The 24,335-nt window shown below is 42.8% G+C and carries 10 protein-coding genes; 8 read left to right on the forward strand and 2 right to left on the reverse strand.

Going from position 1 to position 24,335, the window contains the following annotated elements:
- Positions 1–15 precede the first annotated feature (15 nt).
- The 8 genes from ACGEDC_RS06060 to ACGEDC_RS06095 all read left to right on the forward strand — a co-directional run bounded on the left by ACGEDC_RS06060 (position 16) and on the right by ACGEDC_RS06095 (position 21,914).
- Positions 16–1,908: a sensor domain-containing diguanylate cyclase gene (locus ACGEDC_RS06060; protein WP_394497110.1), complete on the forward strand. Its 1,893-nt coding sequence runs from the start codon at positions 16–18 to the stop codon at positions 1,906–1,908.
- A gap of 26 nt (positions 1,909–1,934) precedes the next feature.
- The gene (hemB, locus tag ACGEDC_RS06065) at positions 1,935–2,945 is read left to right on the forward strand and encodes a porphobilinogen synthase (RefSeq protein WP_055023568.1); all 1,011 of its coding nucleotides are present in this window, start codon (positions 1,935–1,937) and stop codon (positions 2,943–2,945) included.
- A gap of 207 nt (positions 2,946–3,152) precedes the next feature.
- Complete coding sequence (locus tag ACGEDC_RS06070) at positions 3,153–15,731, forward strand: adhesin (protein ID WP_394497113.1); 12,579 nt, start codon at positions 3,153–3,155, stop codon at positions 15,729–15,731.
- Between the two features lie 40 nt (positions 15,732–15,771).
- Positions 15,772–17,934: a type I secretion system permease/ATPase gene (locus ACGEDC_RS06075; RefSeq protein ID WP_394497115.1), complete on the forward strand. Its 2,163-nt coding sequence runs from the start codon at positions 15,772–15,774 to the stop codon at positions 17,932–17,934.
- A complete protein-coding gene (locus tag ACGEDC_RS06080) occupies positions 17,931–19,244 on the forward strand; it encodes an HlyD family type I secretion periplasmic adaptor subunit (RefSeq protein WP_192021642.1) in 1,314 nt (437 codons plus the stop codon). Before ACGEDC_RS06075 ends, ACGEDC_RS06080 begins: the two co-directional genes overlap by 4 nt.
- A 23-nt stretch (positions 19,245–19,267) precedes the next feature.
- Positions 19,268–20,563 carry a TolC family outer membrane protein gene (locus ACGEDC_RS06085; RefSeq protein ID WP_394497117.1) on the forward strand — a complete coding sequence of 432 codons (1,296 nt, stop codon included), beginning with the start codon at positions 19,268–19,270 and terminating at the stop codon, positions 20,561–20,563.
- Position 20,564: 1 nt separating this feature from the next.
- On the forward strand, positions 20,565–21,185 hold the full coding sequence (locus ACGEDC_RS06090; RefSeq protein WP_394497119.1) for an OmpA family protein: 621 nt from the start codon (positions 20,565–20,567) through the stop codon (positions 21,183–21,185).
- A gap of 177 nt (positions 21,186–21,362) precedes the next feature.
- Entirely contained in the window at positions 21,363–21,914 is a 552-nt protein-coding gene (locus ACGEDC_RS06095) for a thioredoxin family protein (protein WP_065109319.1), read from the forward strand.
- A gap of 75 nt (positions 21,915–21,989) precedes the next feature.
- Here ACGEDC_RS06095 and ACGEDC_RS06100 read toward each other — a convergent pair whose 3' ends face one another.
- Both ACGEDC_RS06100 and rhlB read right to left on the reverse strand, forming a co-directional pair.
- Entirely contained in the window at positions 21,990–22,922 is a 933-nt protein-coding gene (locus tag ACGEDC_RS06100; RefSeq protein ID WP_394497122.1) for an exopolyphosphatase, read from the reverse strand.
- Entirely contained in the window at positions 22,923–24,221 is a 1,299-nt protein-coding gene (gene rhlB / locus ACGEDC_RS06105) for an ATP-dependent RNA helicase RhlB (RefSeq protein WP_394497124.1), read from the reverse strand.
- Positions 24,222–24,335: the final 114 nt, after the last annotated feature.

The following is a 24,335-nucleotide window of genomic DNA, read 5'->3' on the forward strand; positions in this document are numbered from 1 at the left end:
TTTTGCGCAGCGAGCATGGCAATCGATCATGATTATGTACAAAGCCAAACTCAAGTATCAGCAATTAATAATCAAGATGTTTTTGACACAAACGATCATAAAAATACCCCTCTCAGATTAACAGAATCTTCCATCACCAAAATTGATCTCACTGATTGGCTCTACATCCATAACTCCAATAATATAACCGAGCTTGCTACCCTCACCTTACACAATAACAACAAGCAAAATTGGCATAAATTTACCGAAGCAGACATGCGCTCAATTGGAGCGAAAAATACTTGGGTCAGCTTCAGTATTTATAACCCTAACGATCAATTGTCACGTATTATCGCCTTAGATAACCCACTGTTAGATAGATTGAAGTTGTTTCATCTAGTGGATAATGATTTAAAGAATGTTGAACTGATGGGGGATAGCCTGCCTTTTGATCAACGTCCGCTGCAAAGTAATTTATTTCTATATCCATTCGACATGAAACCCGGTGAGCTGCATACCTTTTATTTTAAAATTAATAATCGCGGCACACTCAATATTCCCTTAGTGCTTTGGAGCAAGAATGATTTTAGCCATGCGATAGAAACCCAGAGCCTAGTGCATGGGCTTCAAATTGGTATTTTAATCGCAATTAGCTTATTCAGTTTATTTATTGCACTGGCTTCTGGCTCGTTCAGTTACAGTTATTACTGTGGTTATGTCATGAGCTTAACGATCATTGTCACGAGTATTTATGGTATTTCATTTCAGTATATTTGGCCCTCATTGCCTGGACTGCAGCAATTAATCATTCCGATGATGATCCCTATCGCACTGGCTTTTGCATTGATGTTTACTGAAAAGGTTATGCAACTTAAATATCATAATAAACGCATGTTGCTAATGGGGCGCTACTTGGCAGTTTATTGTGTATTCCTAAGCTTAGTGATCTCATTTTTAAATTTTGAAGTGACCATATACCTCCTGGGTGTATCAATCATTTTAATTAGTTTTACCTTAATTGTATTTTCAATAATACAAGTTCTAAAAGGCACTAAAAACGCCCGCTTCCATGCCATAGGCCGTATTGGTTTATTTGCTGGTTCTTTAATATCAGCATTAATCTATTTAGGTCATATTAGCTGGCAAATCTTGCCGCAAACTCCAATTATGGTTGGGCTGACCTTTGAGGTCATTATCATGTCAGCAGTATTGGCTATGCGCTATAACGATGAGCGCAAAGCAAAATTACAAATGCAGAAAAAAGCGCTTGAACAAGCGGTAAGGTTACAACAAAACCGAGATGAAGCACTACGAGCTGAAGCGCAAGCGAACGAGCGCTTAGAACAAATGGTGGCACAGCGAACCTTAGAACTTGAAGTGACCTTGCGTGAGTTAAATGAAGCTAACCAAAAACTCACTCAGCAGAATACCATTGACAGTTTAACGGGTGTTAAAAACCGTAGTGCTTTTGATAAGCGTCTTGCCGCTGAGGGTCGTATCAGTCGTCGTCAACAGACACCAATGGCGATATTAATGATTGATATCGATAAGTTTAAAGACATTAACGATCAACATGGCCATCTTGCTGGCGATCACTCAATAAAAGTGATTGCGACTACAATTTCAGATTTTTTAAAACGTCCAACCGATCTGGTGTCACGTTTTGGTGGTGAAGAGTTTGCTATTATATTACCGAATACTGATAGTGAAGGAGCCATGCAGTTAGCAGAGCAAGTTCGCTTAGCAATATCCAAGTTATCCATTGATTGGGAGAATAACCCTATTCCCCTTTTTGTAAGTATTGGAGTCAGTGCTTCGGTAATTGAAACTGATGAACACCCAACTCTGCTACTTGAACAAGCCGATAAAGCGCTTTACCAAGCTAAGCGCAATGGACGAAACCAAGTAAGCCTATTTTCGCCCGAATAAGAGCAAATTAATATCAGGAGTCGAATGTGAATATTATTACTAGTGCGTTTCCACAGCGCAGAATGCGCCGCATGCGTAAACATGATTTCAGCCGCCGTTTAATGTCAGAAAACAAATTGTCGGTAAATGATCTTATCTACCCAATGTTTATTCTTGAAGGTAACAATCGCACTGAACAAGTGGCTTCTATGCCAGGTGTTGAACGTTATTCAATCGATTTATTGCTTAAAGAAGCAGCTGAGCTCGTTGAATTAGGTATTCCGCTTATTGCCTTATTCCCTGTGACTCCGGCAGAAAAGAAATCATTAATGGCTGAAGAAGCTTATAACCCTGATGGGCTAGTTCAGCGTGCTGTGCGTGAACTAAAGCAAGCTTTCCCTGAGTTGGGCGTGATGACTGATGTGGCTTTAGATCCATTCACCACTCACGGTCAAGATGGCATTATTGATGATGAAGGTTATATTCTTAACGACATCACCACTGAAATCTTAGTTAAACAAGCCCTATCTCATGCAGAAGCAGGTGCTGATATTGTTGCGCCTTCTGACATGATGGATGGCCGTATTGGCGCTATCCGTGAAGCACTGGAGGCTGCGGGTCATGTGAATACCCAAATTATGGCTTACTCAGCCAAGTACTCTTCTAGCTATTATGGCCCATTCCGTGATGCAGTTGGCTCAGCAGGCAACCTTAAAGGTGGTAACAAGCACAGTTATCAAATGGATCCGGCCAATAGTGATGAAGCACTTCACGAAGTCGCATTAGATATTCAAGAAGGTGCTGACATGGTGATGGTTAAACCTGGTATGCCGTATTTAGATATTGTTCGCCGCGTTAAAACAGAACTTGCAGTACCAACATTTGCCTATCAGGTCAGCGGCGAATACGCGATGCACATGGCTGCAATTCAAAACGGTTGGTTAGCAGAAAAAGCCATCGTAATGGAATCATTACTTTGCTTTAAGCGTGCTGGCGCTGATGGTATTTTGACCTACTTTGCTAAATCTGCCGCTCAGTGGCTTAAAGAAGACAAATAAAAATTATTGATTGTTTTAAAAAAGAGGCCAATTGGCCTCTTTTTTTGTATCTTTATGAATCAAAACAGGTGAATATTTCATCATCGCTTTTAAATTTAAAAAACAAGCTTTATGCTTTAAATTGCGCTTAATTTGTTGGTGATCCTCGTCATAAGCGGTAAACGTATTTGATTACTGACAACAATGGATTGAAATTAAGGAATGCAAATGATTGTTGATGGTGTAGATGTGTTGTACTACGTTAAAATTGGCTCAAGCATTTTCGCTGTAGCGAACGATGGTCAATGGCATGCGGTTACGCTAGATAACGTCAGCAATGAATTAACCATTCATGACGTCAATGCTGAAAGTATTTTTATTAATGCAGACAGCGCCCCTTATATTGTTGTCGACCAACAAAGCGTTTTGCTGCCTAATTCATTACTGATTAATTCAGCCAAAGACGAAGGGCTACAAAATAGCCCGGCTCAAGATAGTTCGACTGAACCCGTTTCTATCAGCTCAAATACTTCTGGCGAGAACAGTAATAATGTCAGTAATAGCGGGCTTAACTACTTCTACCAAATCATTCAAACTCGATATAATGCGCTCATTGCCCAATCTGGTTACGACACTCAAGGCAATGAACAATTCAATTCTACTGACTCAATCAATTCCCTTGTTGGCAGCCAAGATACTTTTTTAACGTTAACTTTATCTGTCAATATTGAAGATGCAAACGACGGCTATTTAAACCAGTTTGAAGTCCCTACGGTCGATATCAATGGCCAAGCACTCGATGCTCGAAATGGGCAAGTACTCCAGCTCACGCTAACGGATATCCAGGGTCAGCAAATTGTATTGTCAGTATTGGTGATGAATGAGTCATGGCAAGTGAATGGGCTTGATATATCAACCCTAGCTGAAGGACTGATTACCGCAGAAATCAGTGCACCAACCTATCAAGGTGAAGCTGCACCAGCAACTGATCAAACCATTAAAGATACCCTCGCCAGCATTACCATTGAAATTGAAGACAATGATAATGTTATCAATGCTGCAGAAATTATATCTGTCACCATCAAAGGTAACGTCACTAACGTCGAAGATGGTCAGACAGTGCTTGTGACGTTAACTGATGCCAGCGGTCATTCTCGCACAATGTCAACCACGGTAATGAGTGGTGCTTGGCAGCTTGATGCTCAAGACCTTTCCGACTTTGATCAAGGTTCACTCACAGCAACCGCTGAAGTTATTGATATAGCGGGTAACCCTATTGCTGCCACTACAACAGATCCTATTGATACCCTTGCGAATATTGATATTAGCGTTGATACAGGCAATGACGAATTTGTTAATCGGTTCGAGATGAAAAAGCTCGATTTCTCAGGTCGTGTGGTTGATGTCGAAGATGGCCAGACTGTCACCATCACAATTACAGATATCAATGGCCAAGTATTAACCTTTACCACCCAAGTTATTAATGGCGCTTGGCAAATAGATAAAGCTGATATTGAAGCTTTAGTTGATGGAGAATTGCGATTTGATGTCGATACAACAGACTTAGCAGGCAATCCAGCCAGTGCTTCAACTACAGTGATTAAAGATACCATCGCCAATGTCACCATTAATGTCATTGACTCAGACAACCTATTAAACCAGCAAGAAATTGATGACCTCAATACTATTTTTGGTATTGCCAATAATATTGAAGATGGGCAAAAGATCTTCATCACCATCACTGATAGCTTAGGGCAAGTATTCACCCTGTCATCAGAAGTCACTCATGGTATCTGGAGTTTATCAGGCTTAGATGCTTCAGATTTAGCAGACGGGGTATTGCACCTTTATGCCGTGGCAATTGATGCTGAAGGTAACCCAGCATTTGGTAGTAATACCATTATCAAAGATACCCAAGCAGGGATCACCGTTGACATTATCGATAATGATGGCGTTATCAATGCAGCAGAACAAACACAAGTCGGCATACAAGGTAGTGTATCTAAAGTTGAAGATGGCCAAACCGTCACAGTAAGAGTAAGTGATGCTCACGGCAATGCATTAACACTCACGACCACTGTCATTAATGGCCAATGGTCATTGCCTGCCCAAGATTTAAGTCATTTTGATGATGGTACTCTAATCGTTATCGCTGAAGTCAGTGATATCGCTGGCAACCTTGCTACGACGACGACATCGATGCCAGTCGATACCACCGCAGAGATTAGTATCGATTTTCTGGATAATGATGGTGTTATCAATTCAACAGAAATCACTAACGTATATTTTCATGGTAGCGTAGCGAATGTAGAAGATGGTCAAACTGTTATCATCAATTTAACCGATGATTTAGGTAACACACGAACGATAACAACCTCTGTGATTAACGGACTTTGGGCCCTACCTTCACAAGATCTGTCAGCCTTTGATCAAAACTCGTTAGTGGCAACCGCCACCGTCACAGATATTGCAGGAAATACTGCAAGCTCATCATTACCACTCCCGATTGATACCCTAGCAAGTATTAGTGTTGAAATTATTGATAATGATGGCGTGATTAATGCCGCTGAAATGACTCAAGTGGTGATTCAAGGGACTGTGACGAATGTTGAAGATGGCCAAACGGTCACCGTACTGCTCTTTGATAATCAAGGTAATACACTAACGTTAACCGCGATAGTCTCAAACGGAGAATGGCAACTCGCTGCGCAAGATTTATCAAGTTTTGATGATGGGTCACTGTTCGTAACTGCGCAGGTAAGCGATCTTGCAGGTAACCCTGCAACGGCAGCAACGCAGTTACCTGTTGATATTCTTGCTGACATTAATATCGACGTCGACACTGGCCGTGATGACATTATTAATCGTTTTGAAATGCTACGGCTAGATTTTTCAGGGCAAGTCAATGATGTTGAAGATGGCCAAAGCGTGACGATTATCGTCACTGACTCTTTGGGTACATCGTTAACTTTTACCACCACTATCACAGCGGGAAATTGGCAAATTGATAATGGCGATATCTCTTCACTCGTTGATGGCGATATCCAGTTTGCCGTTAGCACCGTTGATATCGCAGGTAACCCAGCCTCAACCTCTACGATTGTCACCAAAGACTCCCTTGCTGCTGTCACCATAGAAGCTGTCGACGATGACAATACGCTCAATGCAATTGAAGTCTCCACAACGACTTTACGAGGTGAAGCACTTAATATTGAAGATGGTCAGAACGTACTTGTATGGGTCACCGATATTAATGGCTTACGCCTTATTTTCAATACCACAGTTGTTGATGGCCAATGGCAGTTAGATAATCTAGATTTATCTTCACTAGCTGAAGGTGAACTCAGCCTAAGAGCCTTATCCATTGACGTTGAAGGCAATCCAAGTATTGGTAACAACACCGTAGCCAAAGATACCCTTGCCGAAATCACTGTTGAAATCATTGATAGCGATGGCGTGATTAATGCCGCCGAAATGGCTCAAGTGGTGATTCAAGGGACGGTTACCCATATCGAAGATGGTCAAACCGTAACGATAAATCTCACTGATAACCAAGGTCATAGCCTCACGTTAACAGCTCAAGTCAATGGTGGGATCTGGCAATTACCAGCCCAAGACCTATCAGGTTTTGATGATGGCTCTTTAGAGGTCACAGCAACCGTAAACGATATTGCAGGTAACCCTGCTACTGCCACTGCTCAGTTACCTGTCGATATTCTTGCCGATATCACGGTTGAAATCCTTGATAATGATGGTGTCATTAACGCCACTGAAATGACACAAGTGGTTATTCAGGGCACGGTAACCGATGTTGAAGACAACCAAACCGTCACCGTTATCATTACCGATAATCAAGGCCATAGTCTAACGTTAACCACACAAGTCATTTCTGGAGTTTGGCAACTTGCAGCTCAAGACTTATCAGGTTTTGATGATGGCTCTTTAGAAGTCACAGCAAGTGTTAACGATGATGCTGGCAACCCTACCACTGCGACAACTCAGTTAACCGTTGATACCACAGCAGTCATCACAATTAACATCATAGATAACGACGATATCATTAACCAAACTGAGCTTTTGGCCGTCGTTGTTAGCGGAACCGTCACTAATATTGAAGCAGGACAAGATGTGACTGTCACGCTGACGGATGCGAATAATACTTCCACCAGCATCATCACCACGGTCAATAGTGACGGTACGTGGACCATTTCAGCGCAAGATCTAGCCGCATTAGGTTTTGTTGAAGGTATTTTAACAGCATCAGCAACGGCAACCGATGCCGCGGGAAATACCGCCAGCGCAACGGATCAACTTGTTATTGATACTCAAGTAACCATTGATATCGATACTGGCGCAGATGGGTTTGACGTCGGATTATTTACCTATGGTCGAGAATCATCTTTATCTGGTACCACAACAGGTGCAGAAGAAGGCCAAACAGTCAGTCTAACGCTAACTGATGGAGTCACCACCAAAACATTTACTACTGATGTTAAGGCCGATGGCACTTGGGAGTTTGATGAAACCTTAGATGTAGATGGATTAGATCAACGTGTAAGTTGGCAGATGAGTGTCAGTGTAACCGACCTTGCAGGGAATACCGCTACAGATGAAATGCCGTATTTAGATATTCCTGATGATGGTTATTTATATGAGTTAGTGTTAAACATTAACAATCAAACAAGTGCCCAGTTTAGTTTTGATATTCCTAATGCCGACCTGACATTATCAACTGACCAATCCTTCCTTTTACAAAACCAATCTAATGGCCAAGACTTGTCGATTGTGATCGCGCCAAACGGCCTGTCTTTCCAAGTTTTTAGGGATGGAGATAACGAACTCGTCCTTGAAGCGACGCTTATCGGAACCGAACTCGACGTTACCCTTTATCAAACGCTGGATAACCCTGCTACAGGCAATTTATCCACATTAATTCGAGTTGAGGGGCTTCAAACGGATACAGATGGCACAACTGAGCAAATCATTACTTACGCCATACTGCATGTAAAAGATACCCCTGAATTAGCCATTGACGATCACTTCACAGCCATTGAAGATACCGCTATGATGGGCTCGATAACCAGTAACGATTATACTATCGAAGGCCCACTGGTCGTCGAAACCGTCAGATTTAATGGCATCGATTACCCCGTATTAGAAGGCTCTCCAGCTGTTATTGATACGGGTAAAGGTGAATTAACGGTTTTATACAATGGCTTTTGGCGATTTGAGGCAAGTGACAATCTAGATAACACCGTAGAACAATCCATAAGTTTTGACTACACAGTTACGGACTTTGACGGCAGTATTGCATCTGCAACCAGTACCATTATCATCGCTGACGGTGCAATTGGTAACATGAGTGATGCCAGCTTTTCGACTGCTGAAGCGATTATCAACTCCCCTAATACAGACTCACGCTCTTTTACCATTTCCGCAGGTTCAGACTCCATCGTCGCCAGTTCTGTGGTGTTTAGTAGTTTATCGTTAATCCCATTAACCGCATTAGAACTAACATCTAATGGCGACGGTCTCAGTTATATCCTCAGTCCAGATGCTAAAACCATCACTGCATCTGCAAATGGAGTCACTGTATTTACCTTATCTCTTTCTGCTGTCAGTAATGGCGATGATGTCGATGTGACAGCGGTAATGACATTAACTAGGCCATTAGATCATTACAGTGCTGAATCACTGGAATTAGCCACATTAATCGATGCCAATGATATTGATGGCAGTCATATCGATTTAGGTAACCTTAAATGGAACATACAAGATGGCAATGATGCAGCTATCAATAATATTGAAACCTTGATTTTTGATGAAACAAATCTCATAGGAACACCTATTGCCCAAACAGGTCAGTTTGATATTCAAGTCGGTGCCGATGCTATCGACACATTAGGGTTTGATATTGACCAGCTTCCTGAGCTCACCGTTGGCGGTGAAGTAATTCAATTTGACTTATCCGCTGATGGATTAACGCTGACCGCACATACTGGCGATCCTGCTCAACCAATATTTACCATTGCGATCGACAATGGCTGGAATACTGAATCTGACACTTTATCTCATGGCTATACAACAACGCTCCATCAACCTTTTGATCAAATTGATACTGACGACATCAACTTTGGCTTATTCATAACTGATAATGATGGCGATACAACACAAGCCACGATGACGTTGACAGTAAAAGATGATGAAGCAGGTGAAATTACTGGTATCACAGTGCAAATTAGCGAGCTGCCTAGCGTTACTCCAGGCGTTGATAACCGTGCTAGTGGCTTTATTAATATCAGTGCTAAAGGCGACCCCATCGTCGATATCAAATTTGCCATTACCGATGGCGACGTGGTTGTAGATGCAGATAATAATGATATGACTCAAAATGGGTCACTCGTGTATTGGGTGATATCTAATGACGGGGCAACAGCAGAAGGACAAACAGCTGACGGTACTGTTGTGTTCAGAATGAGCCTGCCAACAGACATCCATATCGATGCCGAGTCCACAGCTCAAATTGATTTTGAAATGCGTATGTTAGGCCCAATTGATAACATCGAAGGCTCGGGGGTTGAAAGCAAAATCAACGTCGATGTTGTCGCAACCGACAGCGATAACACAGATATAAACGCCATTATTTCTATCGATATTTACGATGGAGAATCTCCAAGTCTACCTTCTTCGCTCATCTTAACAATCGATGAAGGTGAGCTAGTCGACAACAACAGCGTCCTTAGCAGTGCGGTATTAAATATCGATAATGGCAGTGATGATATTAGTAGTATTGAATTTGATCCCAGCTTTATTTTTGGGGCTTATACCAGTAATGGGCAGTCAATATTACTCAGTAATTTTGCTGATGGTAATGGCTGGTATACCGCCATTAGAGCCGGAGACAGTAGTGAAGTATTTAGAGTGCGATTTAACGCCAATGGTAAAGTTGAATTTGAGCAATTTGAGGCCATAGATCATCCTGATGGCAATGGTGAAAATACCTTAACTATCAGCTTTGACGTTATCGCAATCGATGCCGATGGCGATACCTCAAACAGTCAAACGATACATATCAATGTTCAAGATGATGTCCCCATTCAGCATGACTCATCACTCACCTTTACCGAAGAAAACAATGCTGACCACAGTGTTAATTTGTTTAATCAAAAACAACAAGGCGCTGATGGAGCACAAGTCAGTAAATTTATATACAAAGGCACAGAATATTCTGCAGGCGATTCAGTTGAACTCTTTACCGATACCGGAGTTAAGTACGGAACGTTAGTGATTACCGCCAATGGTAAAGCCACAGTAACCAGTATGATTTTTGAATATGATGAACTGTTTTATAGTGAAGTGGTTCAGGTATATGTCACCGATACTGATGGTGATACCGTCATTGATAACCTCACCATCACGGCTAACGATAAAGCAGGCTCTATCAAGGTGCTCAACCCCAATTATACCGAAGATACACCTGGGGCTTTATCTATCGTCGCCTTGCCTGGCGATATTGATGAAGGGGAAATCATTCAAAGCATTGTCATCAACAAAGCATCTTTAGCAGGTGGCACACTCACATTAGATGGCCAACCTGTCAGCCTAGATGCCGATGGGAACTATATCTTGAGTGGTGGAGATCTGTTGATCAGTAATCTTGGTATAGCGATCCCTAGCGGTGACTTAGTGTTCCATCCTCCTGAAGACGCCTCGGATGCAACCTTAACCATCAACGCTGAAATCACAGTCAATATTAATAACAAGCCGTCAATCTCGACTGAAGTTCCGTTGACTATCGCCTCTGTAGCCGACACACCTGAATGGGAAAACACCAGCCAGTTTACCTATGATGTCAATGAAGATGATGGTGCTTTCAATATAAGCCTGTCAGCCAGTACTAAGGATGTCGTTGGCATTGATGCTCAGGGCTCTGAGGTCATGACCTATGTCATTTTCAATATTGCACTAGGTATTCAGCTCACCAGTACAAACAGTGAAGGTGTGCAATTCTCTATCGCCAATGGCCAAGAAATCAGTGCAGATGAATTAGCATTATTACAAGCTACAGTCGGTGAAAATTTAGCGGGCCAATATAGCTTTGATGTCCGAGCAATCTCGACTGAGCCTGATAATGGCGATACTGCGCAAAGCACCAATGAAACAATCACCATCAATGTCACCCCAATTGCTGATGCTCCCACATTAGTGACTCGTGATATCAATGGTCAAGAAGATCAGCCTATCGCTTTAAACACAATTTTATTTGGCGAATTAACCGATACATCTGGCTCTGAAAGCCTCCATTTTGAATTAACCTTACCAGATGGTTGGCAGATTGATGCCCCAAGCGCCATCCATTTAGGCAACAATGTGTGGACTGTCTCGGTAGACGATCTTTTTGCCAGCCCAGAAGCCATGCTAGTGCCTTTAGCAGACGCAAGCTCTGCAAATCTTGGCGACGTTACTATTTCGGTTCGCAGCTATGCGACAGAAACTACCCAAGATGGTATCGATCCAGTAGACAGTATTATCAATCCCAATCCTAATTACAGTGTCTCACAAACCATAACGGTAGCTCTCACCGGTGTCGCCAATGATGCGCCTACCATCACCTCAGATCCCACAGTCTGGGAAATTACCAATGATGGTAATATCAATTCAGTGGCGGCGTTCAATGAGGACACTGATATTCCGCTATCATTTACGGTAATTAGCTCAGATGATGATGGCTCAGAAAGTTTAAGCTTACGCATTGTGGGCTTGCCTGACGGTGCAAACTTTGTCGACAGCAATGGCCTGATTGTTAATTTACCCGTAGTCGGTTTTGACGGTTCAGCACCTATTTATAGCGTTACAGCAGCAGAGTTATCTGCACTGTCAATCAGACCCGCTGAAGATTTTAGTGGTCAAATTAACTTACAACTATTTGTCGAAAGCACCGAATTAGATGGCGATAGTGCGCAATACGAACTCAATCTCAATATTGATATTGCCCCAGTAATTGATGAAACATCCGCAACATTAACTACCACCAGCAATGGCAAAGAAGATCAACCTATTGTACTGAGTTTAATACCGGCTTTATTAGCCGATATTGACGGTAGTGAAAGCATCACAGATATGACGATCTTTCCTTCTAGTGAGGGGATCATTTACTTGTTCGATGGCGCTGAAATAACCGTGGGCAGTTCAGGCCTATTACTATCTGAACTTACCGATGAATTTAGCCCAACATTAATAGAGTTACTCAACTCGGGACGCTTAGCCGTGCTGCCACCACAAGATGCTGACGGTACTTTCTCATTAGACGTTATTTATCAAATTACCGACACCTCTGATACAGGAGAAACGTCGGTTCAAGATATCGCGAGTCAGCTTTCTATTGAAGTCGATGCCGTTGTAGAAGGCATCACACGATTACAGGTGAACAACACCGTCCTTTATAGTCCAGATGGCCAACCAATTACCATTGGCGATGATATTGTGTTTTTTGATGGTGACATTGATGGCTCTGAAGTACTCGACTATATCGTTATTACTATGCCAAGTGCTGACGGCTGGTATGTCACCCATCCAAATGGCGCAATTAACGACGGTGATGGCCGATGGATAATTCCTAGCAATAATATGACCAGTGACTCAGTTCAAGAACAATCACTGGCGATTTTAGAAGGAATGACCATATCAAGTGACCACATCACACTCTTTCAAGCTATCCTTGTAGAAGCCAGAGTGCTAGATAGAGATGACCCAGAAGTTATTTCAGCCAATATTTTTGTCACCTTTGATCAACCCACTTCAACCTCAACAGCTTCAACTGTGACGGCACTGCAATCGACGACCGTAGAGGCTATCGAAGATAACGCCATCAGTTTTACTGGCCACTTAAACCTATCCATCACGAGCGATAATAATGATGTGATTAGCTTTAGAGTGCTTGCTAGCGATCTCCCACAAGGGGGCTATTTCACTGGCAGTGATGTCATTGCACTTTATGATGCCAGCGGTGAAAACGTGATTGAATATGTCTTTACCACAGCATCATTAAGTAACCTCACACTGCACAATGTTGCCGACGACTTTGCCGGAGACATGGTCATCCCTATTCGCATTATTGCAACGGACTCACTCAGTGGTGACACCCTAGTTGATGATAGCCAAAGTCTGGATATTAATATCTCCCCTATCGCTGATGGCCTCTCGTTGGATGTATTAGTTGATACTATGGATGAGGACGATCCGACACCACTTGGCTTATTCCTTACTTATGAGGATCTAGATCCAACTGCTGATAATGGTGGCGTTGAAAAAGTGGTGCTTGATAATCCCGCCCAATTATTCACCATACAACTGCTCGATGGTGGTCAGCTAATTGATAACTCAGGATTATTCCAATTAAAGTCTGGCACCACAGATACATGGGAATTCACAGGTTCTACCAATCCTGCATTAAATTCAGCGCTGGCCTTATTACAATTTTCGCCTCCCGAGCATTTAAGTGGTGACTTTAGGTTACAGATATCAGGTGCAGTCAGTGACACCGCTGATATTGACTCAGCAGATGTCATCGATACCACCAATTTCAGTGACACAATTACGATTCATGTAAACCCTGTAACCGACGCTGCTGACATCCCTGCAGGCCTAATCACTATCAACGGTTCAGAAGATACCGATATTTTGCTTAGTGGCATTAATAGCTCAGTAATCGGCTTAATTGATTTAGATGGTTCAGAGGTGCAATACATCACTCTTAATGGCGTGCCAGAAGGGGCGACTGTCTATTACCAAGATGCAGGTGGTGATTTACACATTCTGCCAAACAATGGCGCTGATGGCGGTCAACTCAATGGTACTCCGACAACCTATTGGACTGTCACACCCGATCAACTAGATAGCATAGTCGTTAAGCCTCCACACAACTTTAACGGTGATATGCCACTGTCTTTATCCATCATCACCCAAGAGTTAGGCACAGATGATTTTGTGACTACCTCAATGGACTTTATTGTTGGCGTCAGCCCTATCGCAGATGGCGTACAAATCATTTCTGCTCCAGACGATTATACGGGTAATGAGGGCGATGACATCAGAGTAGAAATTGCCGCAGAACTACTTAATCTCGATGGGAGTGAATTCTTTGTTGTTGATTTTCTTATCACCTCCAGTGACGCCAGTGCCCTTGTCGACCTTGAAGGAGTAGAAATTGATGGGCAATTTGTCGCTTTAACCGCTAATGGTTCAGGTGGATATATCGCCAGCTTAATTGTTGAAGCAGTCAGCTTAGCAGAAGTCAAAATATTACCTGGTGAACTTGCCTTTGGTACGCTCAATGTTGAAATGGCAATTTCCAGTATTGATACAGCGGAAGTCCTCGGCTCGGAAGAGCTCGACAGAAGCCAAAGTCAAACCGTGTCCTTTGATATTGAATTAACCCCAGAGGTCGATCCGCCTATTTGGACGCAATTTGCCGACTTCACGACCAATCAAACTGACAATATCGCTTTAAACTTGGGCTTAGAGCTGCAAAATCCTGCACCAAATGAAACCGCAACATTAACGATTCTTGGCCTATCGGATGGCATGACGCTTTCGAAAGGTGAAAAACAAGGCAACAAATGGATTGTTAATATCGAAGATGTCGCAGGGCTTACATTAAGCGGTGCGACAGACGGGGAAACAATTACCTTATCACTCGATCCGATTGCGACATTAGGTTCTGATGTGGCCGATGGTGAGCTTGAAACCATCACCATTACCGTTGATAGCAACGCCGTTGTGGCTAATGCATTTGCAGCCAATACATTTGCAGCGAATGCCGCCTACGTTTCAGCTTTCAATATGGCAATGGCGATGACGGTTACCCAGCCAACGGAACTCGACGATCCGATAGTCCACCCATTTAATGATGAAGCAGCGCTAGAGATGATGCAGCTCGATATCATGCAAGAAATGCATGAAAGAGCACAATTTGAGCAAGTGCGGCATTATGAACATGGCTATCGAAACCTGACTCCAACTGCCGCAGCTGTATTTGCTGAAATCGAGTTAATGGAACAAACCGTCGCTCGTTATCAATATGAGCAGTCGCGTAACCCATTATCAAGCCAACCTATAGACGCAATTTTACCTATTGATGAACCAGTCATATCAGATGACATACCGATTCATCAAGATACGATGCCCCCTGTAGCGTCCAATGACTACAATAAATTTACCTTATATTCTGAGCCCGACTTTGAACCAAACTTTGAACCAGAATCTGTACCAAACTTTGAACCAGAATCTGAACCAGAGTTTCAACCAGAGTCTGAACCATTACTCAGCGGTAAACCTGAATACGGATATCAAGATCCGCAGCCTATTACCGACGCTGAAGCTCAAACTGTAGAGCCTATTTTTAGTCATCTCGATAATAACTTAGCCCTATTCAATGAAATGAGCCCAGTAGCGCAAGAGTTGTTGGAACAAGCACTGCCCAATGAAGGTTTATCAACAATAACAATTGAGTCAACCAGCCAATTATCAATCGATATGCAGCAAACTTATTCATATGACAAGCTTATTCAGCAGCTAGGTTTTGATGAGATACAGCCAATACCAGACGACACCCAAATGAATGCAACATCAGAGAATCAAACAGAGGCTGAAAACCTATTAGCGCTCACTGATGCGATAAAACAGTCCATGGCACATCAGCAAGACGCTTCATTATTCGATGTGCAAACAGATGTCCATTTAAGTCAAACTGAATTGGATGAAATAAACCAATTAGCCGCCCATCAGGCCTTATTAAATCAAAGCTAAAATCAAAAACTAAAAATGCATAAGGATACGCAATATTACAATGTCAGTTACAGATAGCAGTCATGCCGATATAGCTCAACATGAAGTCTTAGTTAATATTTTAGTATTAGCCAAAGCTCACTTTGGCTTAAGCATTAGTACTGAACAAGTGCAGCAAGCACTGCCCGTACAAAAAGACATCGCCATCCAACTCACCACGGCGATGGCCAAAATAAGCTTGGACGCTGCTTCACAAAAAATTGATAGCCAGCATTTAGCGCTACCTGCACTCCTGACCGATGCTAATCAACAGGTTTTTCTCATTACCCAAAAACAAGCTGCAGGTTTTACCTTACTCAATGCTGCTGGTGAACAATCAACAATCTCATCCAAACAATTAAGCCAACAGTTTCCTCAAAAAAACTGCCTGTGTTGGTATCTCAAGCCGCTCGAACAACTCGACGAGCGAGGTACTGAGCACCACAAAGAGACCAAAAGACATTGGCTTTTAGCCGCATTTGATGAAGTAAAACCGTTTTACGGCAGTTTTCTGATTGGTTCTCTGGCCATTAATTTACTCGCCTTAGTCACACCATTATTTACCATGAATGTGTATGACCGCGTTGTGCCCAACCAAGCCATTGATACCTTATGGGTCCTCGCTAGCGGTGCATCTATTGCGATTGTTTTTGACTGGTTACTGCGCCAAGCTCGTACCCGTCTTGCTGACGTCGCTGGCAAGCAAGTTGATATTAAACTTTCAAGCACATTATTTGAAAAAGTCGTCGGAATGCGGCTTGAAAACCGCCCCGCATCATCAGGGGCTTTCGCTAAACAATTACAAGAATTTGATAGCATTCGTGACTTCATCACATCAGTCACCCTTGTCACGGCAGTGGATTTACCTTTTACCCTATTGTTTTTGCTTTTAATTGCATGGTTAGGTGGCGTCATGGTGTTTGTGCCATTAACCTGCATGGTCGTACTCATTTTACTGAGTGTTTTTATGCAAAAGCGCTTATCAGTGACCATAGAAGAATCATCAAAACTGTCTACTCAGCGCCAAGCACATCTAGTCGAAAGCCTAAATATGCTAGCCGAAATTAAACAAAATAACGGTCAAGCTAAAGCCTCACGTATTTGGCATGAAACCGTCAGTAGTCTTGCAGATTGGCAAAATGAGTCCCGTATTAGCTCAAATACCCTAAGCCATAGTGTGATGAATTGTCAGCAGCTAGTGTCCATTGGCCTGATTATTACTGGCGTTTATCAAATTCATCAGGCCAACTTGAGCATGGGCGGGCTTATCGCCATCGTCATGCTCAGCGGACGCGCCTCAAGTGCTATCAATCAAATAGCCATGCTATTACTAAAATACCAACAGACTCGCTCAGCAATTACTTCGGTTGAATCTATCTTGTCTTTACCCCAAGAAAACCAGCAGCAATCAATGAGTGTGTCGCAATTCCCATTTAATGGCAGCCTACATCTACGACACGCAAGTTTCAGTTACCCAGAGCAGCCACTAACTGCATTTAATGACATATCCCTTGATATCAAAGCAGGAGAAAAGGTCGGTTTTTATGGCCCTGCAGGTGCGGGAAAATCAACATTACTGGCACTCATTGCAGGGCAGTATCAATTAAATGAAGGTCAACTTTTTTACAATCAACTCGAAGCGCAACAATGGTCAGTTAATCGACTTCGTGACCATATCGGTTATATGAGTCAGCAACCCTGTTTAGTCTATGGCACCGTCCTAGACAACTTACTTTACGGACTCCAACACGTGGATGAAGCATTACTGGCTAAAACCATGATGAATACGGGTATTGATAAATTAATGGATAGACTCGGCAGTGGTTTAAACAGCCAAGTGGGTGAATTTGGCCGCCAATTATCGGGCGGACAACGTCAAGCTATTGCCCTTTGCCGTACTTTACTCAGACAACCAAAACTACTGATATTAGATGAGCCAACAAGTGCCATGGATGAGCGCAGTGAAACACAAATTATCAGTAGCCTGAAAATGAATACGGCTGATTGCACCCTGTTAATCTCATCCCATAATCCCAAAGTATTGAGCCTTTGTGATCGCATCATAGTGATGGATAAAGGGGCGATAATCGGCGAGAAATCTGCCAGTGAATTTATTGAGCCCAGTAAGCGCCGAATTAAAGCGGTCAATGTGCGCCAGCATACAAGCAATGAGGTGAAATCATGAGTGCCAACATGCACATCAAACACCTTGAAGGGGCAAAACGTGCCAACACTGTCATCATGCTGACTGTTGCCTTGCTTTTGGCCACGATTACTTGGGCAGCCTTCGCCACCTTAGAAGAGGTGGTGGTTGGCGAAGGCAAAGTGGTGCCAGCCACAGCCGTTCAGCAAATAGAAAGTTTAGATGGTGGCAGTTTAAAAGAAATTTTAGTCAAAGAAGGCGATACCGTGAATGCGGGACAAACTTTATTAGTGATAGATGAGTTACGATTTGCCTCAGCATTCCATGAGGCAAGACTCAATAGCGTTGCCTTAAAAAACCAACTCACACGATTAGAGGCATTACTTGAAAGTGTGCAAATCAATGACAATGAACCATTATGGTTTTCACAAGTGCAAGTCAGTCCGCAACAGTTTGAGATTGCAGACCCTTCAGCCAATCGTCGTGCTCAAGCAATATACTCATCGCAACTCTCACAACTGATATCACAATTAGATCAAACGGCGCAAATCGTCGAGCAAAAACGCCAAGCCAAAGAAGAAGTGAATATTAATATCGAGGCTCAACGTAGTGGTCTTAGCATGGCGAAACAAGAAATCCGTATGACCCGTGAAGCGGTTAGTGAAGGCGCCGTTGCCGAACTTGAACTATTAAAACTTGAGCGAGACGCAGTTCGTTTACAGGGAGAATTATCTGCCTCGCAAGCCAGTGAAAGACAGCTTCAGGCCGCGATCAGTCAAGCAGTTGCAGAGCGACGCAATGTGGCACTCGATTTTATTAATCGCATGACCGATGAGCGCAATAAAACCAGTAACGAACTCTCAGCGTTAACCGAAAACATGAAAGCGCTGGCCGATAGGCTCGAACGCACCCAAATCACTACGCCAGTCACTGGTAGCGTATCGAATATTCTGGTGCGCTCCGCTGGTCAAGTGGTTGAACCGGGACAAGTTATCATGGAAATAGTGCCGCAAGATGATCAACTGATTATTGAAAGCCAAATAGCGCCTAAGGACATCGCATTTGTTCATACTGGACTGCAAGCCATGGTGAAATTCACCGCTTATGATTTTGTCATTTATGGTGGCATTAAAGGTGAGGTGATTTATGTCAGTCCAGATGCCCAGCAACTAGAAGATGGCACCACCTATTATGAGGCGCACATAAAAACAGATGAAACTCAGCTCAATGGCTGGCCAATTATCCCCGGAATGCAAGCTTCTACAGATATTTTGACCGGTCAAAAAACAGTTTTAAATTACTGGCTTAAACCATTATTACGAGCCAAAGCAAATGCACTAAGAGAACCGTAAAGGTACCAGAAGGTAAGGATACTATGCAAAAACTGCTATTCATTTCTGCTTTAGTGATGTCCACTCAAGTTCAAGCAATGACGCTAGAACAATCAGTGGCTGAAGCGATAAATCATCACCCTAGGCTGCAGCAAAAATACGCTAGCTTTGAAGCTGCTGTTCGCTATAAGAAAGCCGCTGTAGGAGACTATTTACCCCAAGTGAAGCTGTATGGTGGTGTAGGCTATGAAGAGGTGCGCTATAACAGCGGCCAACGCGTCGATACTGATTTAAATCGCACCGAGTTAGGCGTGAAAGTGTCACAGCTGTTATTTGATGGTTTTAGAACCACTTCAGAAATTGACCGCCTCGAATTTGAACAAGAGGCTGAACGCTTTGGGCTGATTTCTGAAGCTGAAAACCTCAGCTTAGATATCGCAACAGTGTATCTCAATTTAATGCTGTCTAACCGTGTAGTGGGACTTGCTGAACGTAATATCACCGAACACGAAGACATCTTAAAAGACATTATTTTGCGTCAAGCAAAAGGCCTGAGTAGTGAGTCAGACGTCGCGCAAGTCAAAGCCCGTGTAGCAACAAGTCAATCGGGATACCTTGCAGCGCGCAATGAGCAAATGGATTTACAAGCTCGTTATTACGACCTAGTTGGCCAACTTCCCACAGAGCTGCATGATGCCAAGCCCGATTTTAATTATGTACCTACATCACTCAAGCTGGCACTAGAGCAAGCCGTTAAAAACCATCCAGAAATTGATGCGGCAATAAACGATACTCAAGCTGCTTCGTCACAGTATGAGCGAGAAAAAAGTGACTACTGGCCTAAGTTATCAATTGAACTTCAAGCCAATAAAAATGACAACATTGGTGGGATTGAAGGGCCAGATGAAGATGCACGAGCCATGCTAATGCTCAGTTATGACCTCTACAATGGCGGTTCAACCAATGACCGAGCAGAAGCCGCGGCCTGGCAAGTACAACAAGCAAAATCAATTCGTCAGCAAACTGAAAAACAAGTAATTGAAGGCACTCGACTTGCTTGGAACGCCTATGAATTTGTTGGCCAGCAACGTAAGTTTTATCAAGTGAATGTGGACCAAGCCGTGCAAGCAGAGCAAGGCTATCAACGTCAATTTGAGCTAGGAAGACGCTCACTTCTTGATGTGTTAGATGCCAAAGTAGAAGTCTATTTAGCCAGAAAAAACTACCTTAGCGCCTATTACAATTATCATATTGCGTCGTATCGATTAATTAATGCCACAGGTCAACTCATTGAATCATTTAGAGTCGACACCCCAACAAAATGGCAAGAGGAGAAGTAATATGAAACACCTTAATATGCTTCCGGTTTGCCTCGTGGCATTGATGCTATCAGCCTGTATTGAAACACCTAAACCAGCCATGGTTGAACAGCAAAGTCGTGATTTAACCGATGTCGATGCCGATGGCGTTATCACAGCTCGAGATCTGTGCTTAACGACTCCTGACGGTTCAGTTATCAATAACGATGGCTGCGAGAATGCCGTCACCGTGGAGAAAAAAGCCAGCCGTGTGGTGATGTTTGAATTTGATAAACACACACTGACTGAGTATGAATCGAATCGTTTGGCTAAAATGGTAAACGCAGTCAAACACCACCCAGACGCGAAGATTTATTTGATTGGTGATACAAGCCCCGAGGGTAGCGATACCTATAACCATGAACTCGCTAAAAAGCGCACCGAAGAAATTACCCGCTTGATTGTGGCGCAAGGGATCAACAAGCAAAACATTACCTCGCAAGTGTATTTTGAAGATAATATGATCCCAGCAGCCATCAAGGGACGTGAACACAGATTAGTTGCTGTGGCTAAGTGGCAAGAATCAGGAATTGAAAAATCTTGGCATATTTTCTCGACAGAAAAACAGCCCCAAAAGGACAAAAAACGCGCATCAGGAATATGATATGCAATAAGATTCTTATATCTGTAACAGTATTTATCGCACTTATGGGCAAGTTCAAAGTTCTCTTTGAATTATTGCCCTTGTGAGTGATCTAGCTAACAGGTCGCTCATATTCAACTTCCCTAACTTACGTCAAAATGATTGAATTATTGCATTCTTCTTTCATGAGACTTTATCATGCATAAAACTGTTAAAACATTATTAGCCACAACCGCCCTTTTCTTTAGCAGCCAATTGGTTGTAGGTTCAGCCTTAGCTAGCAGCGGCTGTGCGTTTGATGAAGAGCAATCAGGCTTCATGGCAACATGTAGCGAGGAGAAACAAGAAGTGATTATCACAGGTATTGTTGAAATTTCAGCATTAGAAAAAGATTTACCAGGCTATGCAGAAGAGTTTGAAAACTATCAAACAGATGCCGCAACTATCTCAGCATTAAAAGCCATTACCACGCCAACAAATGTGGTTGTGATTATTGGAACTTGGTGCCCTGATTGTCATCGTGAAACACCACGTTTCATGAAGCTAATCGAAGAAGTTGCTAACCCGAATATCACCGTTACCTACATTGGTGTTGATCGCAGCAAGCTTGATCCTGAAGGTTTAGCAGCGAACTATGAGTTTACACGTATCCCAACCTTTATCGTTGAACAAGACAATAAAGAGATAGGCCGTATCGTAGAAAGCCCTGAAGTAACACTAGAGCAAGATTTATTGAATATCGTTAAATAAATCAAATACGCCACAATAAAAAAGGACCTATTTAGGTCCTTTTTTGATCGCTCATAACAAGCACTTTTTCAAATCTTAGCCCAGCTCAACTCTGTCAGCCAACATTTGCAGTACCCCTTCACGAAGTGCCCCACCTGATAAGTTGAGCGACTCAATATCCAATAGCTCAAACAAGGCGATTAATATGGCGATGCCTGAAGCAAAAGTCGGTGCTTTCTCTTCAGATAATCCCTGAATATGATGTAAGCTCTCATTTTTTTGCACTAATACTTCATCGCGAAAACGATACAGTACTTTCAAAGTGATGATTTCAGAGAGTTCACGATGATTTAGCACTGACACAACGGATTGCACTGCACCTGAAGCGCCCACAACGCCCTGCCAGCCGAGCTCACGTAATAACTCTTGATGAGGCAGTAAAGCTTGTGCAACAGCATTTTTAGCTTGTTCGAAGTGATGAATTTGATAAGGAACTTGATTGAAAAATTGCTGATTAAAGCGCACACAACCAAAGTCTAAGCTGGTTTTAAATAGCACTTCATTGCCATTACCAATAATAAACTCGGTACTTGCGCCGCCAATATCAATCACCAGTCGCTGACCATCGCCTTCGGTAGTGGCTGCCATGCCTTGATAAATAAGCTCTGCTTCACGTAAACCACTGATCACTTCGATAGGGTGACCTAATATCGGTAACGCACGTTGATGGAATTCAGCCGCATTAGAAATAACACGGAGTGTTGCTGTCGCAAATACAGCGACGTGTTGCTGAGCCACTTGATGCTTATCAAGCATATCAGCAAACATCTGCAAGCAATCTAAGCCTCGTTGCAAGACATCTTCAGCTAAGCGATTATCCTCGCCAATACCTTCAGCCAAACGCACTTTTTGCTTATATTTAGCAATAATCGTTGGTTGGCCATCCAATGTTTGGGCAACCAACATATTAAAGCTATTTGAGCCAAGCGTTATCGCGGCGTAACAAGGTAATGTAGCTGAACCAGTCATTTACGAGTGTCTGCGATTCCTTTGTGGTGGACGACCACCGCTGCGATGTGCACCGTTACGATTACCACCATCACGACCACGAGTCGTTGGGTGTTTACGATGAATACGCACTGGTGGCGGTAAATCATCAAGTAACGCTTCACGATCGTAATTTGTCACTGGAATTGAGTGCTTAATGTAAGTCTCAATTGCAGGTAAGTTTAATGCATATTCTTCACAGGCAAAACTCACTGACACGCCTTTTTGACCTGCACGGCCAGTACGGCCAATACGGTGAACATAATCTTCACAGTCATCCGGTAAGTCATAGTTATATACATGAGATACATCAGAAATATGTAAGCCACGCGCAGCAACATCAGTTGCCACTAACACATCAAGCGAACCATTAGTAAATTGCTCAAGAATACGAATTCGTTTCTTTTGCGGCACGTCACCTGTCAGTAATCCAACACGATGACCGTCACCTTCTAACCATGACCATACTTTTTCGCAGCTGTGCTTAGTATTAGAGAATACAATGGCTTTTTCTGGCCAGTCTTCTTCTAATAATGTTAGCAACAGGCGCATTTTGTCATCTGTTGAAGGGTAAAAAATTTCTTCTTTGATGTTTTTTGACGTTTTTTGCTCGGGCGCAATTTCGACTTTCTCAGGATCATTCATATGATCATAAGCTAGCTCTTGTACCTTCATTGATAATGTCGCTGAATAAAGCATATTCAAGCGAGATTTCGCATCAGGCATACGTCTAAACAAGAAACGGATATCTTTAATAAAGCCTAAGTCGAACATACGGTCAGCTTCATCTAATACGACAGCTTGAATCGAGTTCAAACTAATCACACCTTGGCGAACGTAATCAATAATACGACCCGTTGTGCCAATAAGGATATCAACACCAGCATCAAGCACTTGGCGTTGAACATCATAGCTTTCACCGCCATAAACAATACCCACTTTTAAGCCGGTATGTTTTTCTAATAATTTGGCATCTTTTGCAATCTGAATCGCTAGTTCGCGAGTCGGCGCCATGATAATTGAACGTGGCTGATTGACTTGTCGCCCTTCTGGCACGGCAACGGATAAAAGATGGTTAAAGGTTGCAACCAAAAAAGCCATTGTCTTGCCAGTACCTGTTTGTGCCTGACCTGCAATATCTTTTTGTTGTAATAAAATGGGGAGAGATAACGCCTGTATCGGCGTACAAAATTCAAAGCCATTTTCGTTTAAAGCCTGAACAACCTCTGGTTTCAGAGGGAAGTCGGCGAATCTTTGTGTAGATAAATGTGTTTCGCTCATAGCACAAGCATACTCGTTAGTGTTGCAAAAAAAGACTTAATCGTTTGAAATAGCCCACACGTTTACTTGAAAACTATTTAACCGCCCCAATATACATGGTAAGCCATTAATAAA

It is taken from the genome of Shewanella sp. ENK2 (assembly GCF_043568515.1).
Taxonomy (GTDB): Bacteria; Pseudomonadota; Gammaproteobacteria; order Enterobacterales; family Shewanellaceae; genus Shewanella; species Shewanella japonica.

Bases quoted from the DNA above. Each gene is read 5' to 3' on its own strand.
- ACGEDC_RS06075 (WP_394497115.1), top strand. From the start codon at position 15,772: ATGTCAGTTACAGATAGCAGTCATGCCGATATAGCTCAACATGAAGTC.
- ACGEDC_RS06100 (WP_394497122.1), bottom strand. From the start codon at position 22,922: ATGACTGGTTCAGCTACATTACCTTGTTACGCCGCGATAACGCTTGGC.
- ACGEDC_RS06080 (WP_192021642.1), top strand. From the start codon at position 17,931: ATGAGTGCCAACATGCACATCAAACACCTTGAAGGGGCAAAACGTGCC.
- ACGEDC_RS06070 (WP_394497113.1), top strand. From the start codon at position 3,153: ATGATTGTTGATGGTGTAGATGTGTTGTACTACGTTAAAATTGGCTCA.
- ACGEDC_RS06060 (WP_394497110.1), top strand. From the start codon at position 16: ATGGCAATCGATCATGATTATGTACAAAGCCAAACTCAAGTATCAGCA.
- ACGEDC_RS06095 (WP_065109319.1), top strand. From the start codon at position 21,363: ATGCATAAAACTGTTAAAACATTATTAGCCACAACCGCCCTTTTCTTT.
- ACGEDC_RS06090 (WP_394497119.1), top strand. From the start codon at position 20,565: ATGAAACACCTTAATATGCTTCCGGTTTGCCTCGTGGCATTGATGCTA.
- ACGEDC_RS06085 (WP_394497117.1), top strand. From the start codon at position 19,268: ATGCAAAAACTGCTATTCATTTCTGCTTTAGTGATGTCCACTCAAGTT.
- rhlB (WP_394497124.1), bottom strand. From the start codon at position 24,221: ATGAGCGAAACACATTTATCTACACAAAGATTCGCCGACTTCCCTCTG.